The organism is Candidatus Kosakonia sp. 282A-S69 (genome assembly GCF_029433855.1).
Lineage (GTDB): Bacteria > Pseudomonadota > Gammaproteobacteria > Enterobacterales > Enterobacteriaceae > Kosakonia > Kosakonia cowanii_A.
Map to the genome: position 1 here is coordinate 211,775 of NZ_JAROAU010000005.1, position 231 is coordinate 212,005.

A 231-nucleotide genomic window follows, 5' to 3' on the forward strand; every position below is an offset into this window, starting at 1 on the left:
CCGGCATCTTTACGTACAACGGCTACGCTGTAGCCGTCCATGTGGACGGCTCGCTCATAATGCCGACGGACCCGGCCACAGCGGGTGAAACCGTCATTGTGTACACGACGGGCCTCGGCCCCCTGACCATCGACGTACCCGATGGCTACCCGGCGCCATCCAACCCGCTGGCCTACACTGCCGATCCGTTCCAGGTGCTGGTGGAAAGTGAGCAAGCGCGGGTACTTTTCT

At 62.3% G+C, this 231-nt stretch carries 1 protein-coding gene; it reads left to right on the forward strand.

Features of this window, described 5'->3' with window-relative positions; translation table 11 throughout:
- Positions 1–231, forward strand: a 231-nt coding sequence (locus PU683_RS22010) for a hypothetical protein (RefSeq protein WP_277174700.1), incomplete at both ends; no start/stop codon positions are given.